Here is a 5,839-nt window from a genome sequence, read left to right as displayed (position 1 = left end):
AAAAAAGCGCTTGCGGGTCGGGTCCAGTAACCTTAGAACCCACTTCACCGGCGGCGCTGAGGCGCACAACGGGACGCCAGACGGCGCGGACGACGGGGTCGAGAGACGCAAGAGACTGCAAAGTTTGGTTAAAAATCAGAGGCTTAGTTGGCAGGTTGCGCTACAAAATTGCGGCGCTTCCGGTTGGTTTTGTCTCGGTTCCTTCGGGGGCCACGCTCTTTGAAATTGATGGTATCTGAAGAGATATGTGGGCGGTTTGGTTCATTTCGATGAACAAACAACTGCACATATATCCAACTACCTAGCGAGGCTTTTCGGAGCTAAGCGATGATGGATAGTCAGCTTCACTGTTTGGACGGCTTCTGGTTTACTTTGGTAAACTGAAGCACAACAAACAGAAGTAGGTCCGACCAGCCGGTTGGACCGGAACGTTTCTAAGTCAATTGGAAACAACAGTATGTGCAGAGGTTCGAACGTCAAGGATAAGCAAGTAATTGCTTTTCAACTTGAGAGTTTGATCCTGGCTCAGAACGAACGCTGGCGGCAGGCCTAACACATGCAAGTCGAGCGCAGTCCTTCGGGACCGAGCGGCGGACGGGTTAGTAACGCGTGGGAATATACCCAGTACTAAGGAATAGCCTCTGGAAACGGAGAGTAATACCTTATACGCCCTTCGGGGGAAAGATTTATCGGTATTGGATTAGCCCGCGTTAGATTAGATAGTTGGTGGGGTAACGGCCTACCAAGTCGACGATCTATAGCTGGTTTGAGAGGATGATCAGCAACACTGGGACTGAGACACGGCCCAGACTCCTACGGGAGGCAGCAGTGGGGAATCTTAGACAATGGGCGCAAGCCTGATCTAGCCATGCCGCGTGAGTGATGAAGGCCTTAGGGTCGTAAAGCTCTTTCGCCAGGGATGATAATGACAGTACCTGGTAAAGAAACCCCGGCTAACTCCGTGCCAGCAGCCGCGGTAATACGGAGGGGGTTAGCGTTGTTCGGAATTACTGGGCGTAAAGCGCGCGTAGGCGGACTAGTCAGTTAGGGGTGAAATCCCAGGGCTCAACCCTGGAACTGCCCTTAATACTGCTAGTCTTGAGTTCGAGAGAGGTGAGTGGAATTCCGAGTGTAGAGGTGAAATTCGTAGATATTCGGAGGAACACCAGTGGCGAAGGCGGCTCACTGGCTCGATACTGACGCTGAGGTGCGAAAGTGTGGGGAGCAAACAGGATTAGATACCCTGGTAGTCCACACCGTAAACGATGAATGCCAGTCGTCGGGTAGTATACTATTCGGTGACACACCTAACGGATTAAGCATTCCGCCTGGGGAGTACGGTCGCAAGATTAAAACTCAAAGGAATTGACGGGGGCCCGCACAAGCGGTGGAGCATGTGGTTTAATTCGAAGCAACGCGCAGAACCTTACCAACCCTTGACATACTTGTCGCGATTTCCAGAGATGGATTTCTTCAGTTCGGCTGGACAAGATACAGGTGCTGCATGGCTGTCGTCAGCTCGTGTCGTGAGATGTTCGGTTAAGTCCGGCAACGAGCGCAACCCACGTCTTTAGTTGCCAGCAGTTCGGCTGGGCACTCTAAAGAAACTGCCGGTGATAAGCCGGAGGAAGGTGTGGATGACGTCAAGTCCTCATGGCCCTTACGGGTTGGGCTACACACGTGCTACAATGGCATCTACAGTGGGTTAATCCCCAAAAGATGTCTCAGTTCGGATTGGGGTCTGCAACTCGACCCCATGAAGTCGGAATCGCTAGTAATCGCGTAACAGCATGACGCGGTGAATACGTTCCCGGGCCTTGTACACACCGCCCGTCACACCATGGGAGTTGGTTCTACCTGACGGCCGTGCGCTAACCTCTTTGAGGAGGCAGCGGACCACGGTAGGATCAGCGACTGGGGTGAAGTCGTAACAAGGTAGCCGTAGGGGAACCTGCGGCTGGATCACCTCCTTTCTAAGGATGTACCTAGTATGATCGGTTCGCCGATTATCATGGATACACTTAGCAACAGATCGGTACCTTTGCCGATCTATATCAGACGGACCAGGCCGTCCTCATATCTCTTCAGTGCAATAAATATCAAAGACAGACCTGCCGGTCTGGTAAGGGTCGGTAGCTCAGGTGGTTAGAGCGCACGCCTGATAAGCGTGAGGTCGGAGGTTCAAGTCCTCCTCGACCCACCATTTATATGGGGCCTTAGCTCAGTTGGTAGAGCGCCTGCTTTGCAAGCAGGATGTCAGGAGTTCGAATCTCCTAGGCTCCACCATTCCCTGCGATTTGACTGCCGAGCATCTTCGGATGCTTCGCTGTCCAATCGGACAAAAATTGACATCGTTTAGAGAGAATACAATAAACAACACTGTTGGTCCCACAAGTGCGTGGCGGCCTCAGCGGTTCTTCCTTCGGGAAGCGGTTGATTTAGGTCCCTTTCCTCGGACCTTCTTCGATATCGCTGCTGAAACGACGGTGTTGTCCAAGTCAAGTACACTAACCAAACTGCAATCCAGCACGGAATTGTAGTTTTGTTGATCCGCGAGGATCAACAATGTGCTTCTTAATGGATCAAAGACCGACATCTGCGATCCAGTTCTTCGGAACAATTAAGAAGCGCGGGAAAGTATGCTTTTGGTCCAGTTTGCCCTTCGGGGTAAGACGACAGATGAACAAAAGGTCTGTCTTCTTCTGGATCAAATCAAGCGCGAGAAGGGCGTTTGGTGAATGCCTTGGCAGTAAGAGGCGATGAAGGACGTGATACTCTGCGATAAGCTTCGGGAAGGTGAGAATAGCCGTTATACCCGAAGATTTCCGAATGGGGGAACCCACCTGACAGTTCATTATAATTACTTCGGTAATTTATAGTGTTCTGAAACAGGTATTTATAGACTGAATACATAGGTTTATAAAAGCAAACCCGGGGAACTGAAACATCTAAGTACCCGGAGGAAAGGAAATCAATTGATACTCCCCTAGTAGCGGCGAGCGAACGGGGACCAGCCGAGCCATGAGTGTGGATAGAATGCGTTGGGAAGCGCAACCATAGTGGGTGATAGTCCCGTATATGAAGCACAATTGGACGTATTAAGTAGGGCGGAACACGTGAAATTCTGTCTGAAGATCGGAGGACCACCTTCGAAGGCTAAGTACTCCTTACTGACCGATAGTGAACCAGTACCGTGAGGGAAAGGTGAAAAGCACCCCGACGAGGGGAGTGAAACAGTACCTGAAACCGAACGCCTACAATCAGTCGGAGGCCCCTTGAGGGCTGACGGCGTACCTTTTGTATAATGGGTCATCGACTTGGTCTATCTAGCAAGCTTAAGCCGTTAGGTGTAGGCGCAGCGAAAGCGAGTCTTAATAGGGCGAATGAGTTAGATGGATCAGACCCGAAACCGAGTGATCTAGGCATGGCCAGGTTGAAGGTGCAGTAACATGCACTGGAGGACCGAACCCACATCTGTTGAAAAAGATCGGGATGAGCTGTGCCTAGGGGTGAAAGGCCAATCAAACTCGGAGATAGCTGGTTCTCTGCGAAATCTATTTAGGTAGAGCGTCATACGAATACTCCCGGGGGTAGAGCACTGAATGGGTAATGGGGGCCCACAGCCTTACTGATCCTAATCAAACTCCGAATACCGGGAAGTACTATATGGCAGACACACAGCGGATGCTAACGTCCGTTGTGGAGAGGGAAACAACCCTGACCTACAGCTAAGGCCCCTAATTCATGGCTAAGTGGGAAAGCAGGTGAGACGACCAAAACAACCAGGAGGTTGGCTTAGAAGCAGCCATCCTTTAAAGATAGCGTAACAGCTCACTGGTCTAAATAAGTTGTCTTGCGGCGAAGATGTACCGGGGCTCAAGCCATGAGCCGAAGCTTAGGGTGTGCATTTATGCACGCGGTAGCAGAGCGTAGTGTGACATAGTTCCATTCCTCATTAGATCTGTTCGCAGATCATTTGAGGATCGGAGCTTTCGATGAAGCGGGCCTGTGAGGGATCCCGTGGAGAGATCACTAGTGAGAATGATGACATGAGTAGCGACAAAGGGGGTGAGAGACCCCCTCGCCGAAAATCCAAGGGTTCCTGCTTAAAGCTAATCTGAGCAGGGTAAGCCGGCCCCTAAGCCGAGGCCGAAAGGCGTAGGCGATGGGAACCAGGTTAATATTCCTGGGCCAGAAGGATGTGACGGATCGTGAATGTAGTTTGCCCTTATCGGATTGGGCGGGCTGCTAATCGGTTCCTGGAAATAGCCCTTCATGAGACCGTACCCTAAACCGACACAGGTGGATAGGTAGAGTATACCAAGGCGCTTGAGAGAACGATGTTGAAGGAACTCGGCAAAATACCTCCGTAAGTTCGCGAGAAGGAGGCCCAGTTTCTACGCAAGTATTGACTGGGGGCACAAACTAGGGGGTGGCGACTGTTTACTAAAAACACAGGGCTCTGCGAAGTCGCAAGACGACGTATAGGGTCTGACGCCTGCCCGGTGCCTGAAGGTTAAAAGGAGGAGTGCAAGCTCCGAATTGAAGCCCAGGTAAACGGCGGCCGTAACTATAACGGTCCTAAGGTAGCGAAATTCCTTGTCGGGTAAGTTCCGACCTGCACGAATGGCGTAACGACTTCCCCGCTGTCTCCAACATCGACTCAGCGAAATTGAATTGCCTGTCAAGATGCAGGCTTCCCGCGGTTAGACGGAAAGACCCCGTGCACCTTTACTACAGCTTCACATTGGCATCAGACACAACATGTGCAGAATAGGTGGTAGGCTTTGAACCAAGGACGCCAGTTCTTGGGGAGCCTCCTTTGAGATACCACCCTTGTTCTGTTTGATGTCTAACCGCGGTCCGTTATCCGGATCCGGGACCCTGTGTGGCGGGTAGTTTGACTGGGGCGGTCGCCTCCTAAAGAGTAACGGAGGCGCGCGAAGGTTGGCTCAGAGCGGTCGGAAATCGCTCGTTGAGTGCAATGGCAGAAGCCAGCCTGACTGCGAGACTGACAAGTCGAGCAGAGTCGAAAGACGGCCATAGTGATCCGGTGGTCCCGAGTGGAAGGGCCATCGCTCAACGGATAAAAGGTACGCCGGGGATAACAGGCTGATACTGCCCAAGAGTCCATATCGACGGCAGTGTTTGGCACCTCGATGTCGGCTCATCTCATCCTGGGGCTGGAGCAGGTCCCAAGGGTACGGCTGTTCGCCGTTTAAAGAGGTACGTGAGCTGGGTTTAGAACGTCGTGAGACAGTTCGGTCCCTATCTGCCGTGGGTGTAGGATACTTGAGAGGAGTTGCCCCTAGTACGAGAGGACCGGGGTGAACGTTCCACTGGTGGACCAGTTATCGTGCCAACGGTAGTGCTGGGTAGCTATGAACGGACAGGATAACCGCTGAAGGCATCTAAGCGGGAAGCCCCCCTCAAAACAAGGTATCCCTGAGGACCGAGGAAGACTACCTCGTCGATAGGCCAGAGGTGTAAGCGTGGTAACACGTTCAGCTGACTGGTACTAATGGTCCGATAGGCTTGATTTGATCCAGTAGAAGACAGTTCTACTGCAAAATCAAAAGCATACATCACAGTATAACTTGACTTGGAATTGGTTCTTTATTCGGTTTGGTGGTCACAGCGCCAGTGAAACACCCGATCCCTTCCCGAACTCGGCCGTTAAGCACGGTTGCGCCGATGGTACTGCGTCTTAAGGCGTGGGAGAGTAGGTCACCGCCAAACCTAATAAAGAACCAAATAGCGTATCCTCTCAAAACGATGACTTAAATACAAAACGCCGGTAGCAAAAAGCTGCCGGCGTTTTGCATTCGAGGGCTTAGAA

The 5,839-nt window shown here is 51.8% G+C and carries 2 tRNA genes and 3 rRNA genes; all 5 read left to right on the top strand.

Features of this window, described 5'->3' with window-relative positions:
- Positions 1 to 502 precede the first annotated feature (502 nt).
- The 5 genes from ALP8811_RS16185 to rrf all read left to right on the top strand — a co-directional run bounded on the left by ALP8811_RS16185 (position 503) and on the right by rrf (position 5,739).
- Positions 503 to 1,973: ribosomal RNA gene (locus tag ALP8811_RS16185) — 16S ribosomal RNA — on the top strand.
- Positions 1,974 to 2,126: 153 nt separating this feature from the next.
- Positions 2,127 to 2,203, top strand: a tRNA-Ile gene (locus ALP8811_RS16180).
- Positions 2,204 to 2,210: 7 nt separating this feature from the next.
- Positions 2,211 to 2,286, top strand: a tRNA-Ala gene (locus ALP8811_RS16175).
- A 424-nt stretch (positions 2,287 to 2,710) separates the two neighbouring features.
- Positions 2,711 to 5,543 (top strand): 23S ribosomal RNA (locus ALP8811_RS16170).
- An 81-nt stretch (positions 5,544 to 5,624) separates the two neighbouring features.
- A 5S ribosomal RNA gene (rrf, locus tag ALP8811_RS16165) occupies positions 5,625 to 5,739 on the top strand.
- The 16S, 23S and 5S rRNA genes sit together here with 2 tRNA genes alongside, the layout of an rRNA operon.
- Positions 5,740 to 5,839 lie beyond the last annotated feature (100 nt).

It is taken from the genome of Aliiroseovarius pelagivivens, from assembly GCF_900302485.1.
GTDB classification, from domain to species: domain Bacteria; phylum Pseudomonadota; class Alphaproteobacteria; order Rhodobacterales; family Rhodobacteraceae; genus Aliiroseovarius; species Aliiroseovarius pelagivivens.
The sequence above is the reverse complement of the archived record's forward strand: the minus strand, read 5'-3'. Positions and strand labels throughout refer to the sequence as shown.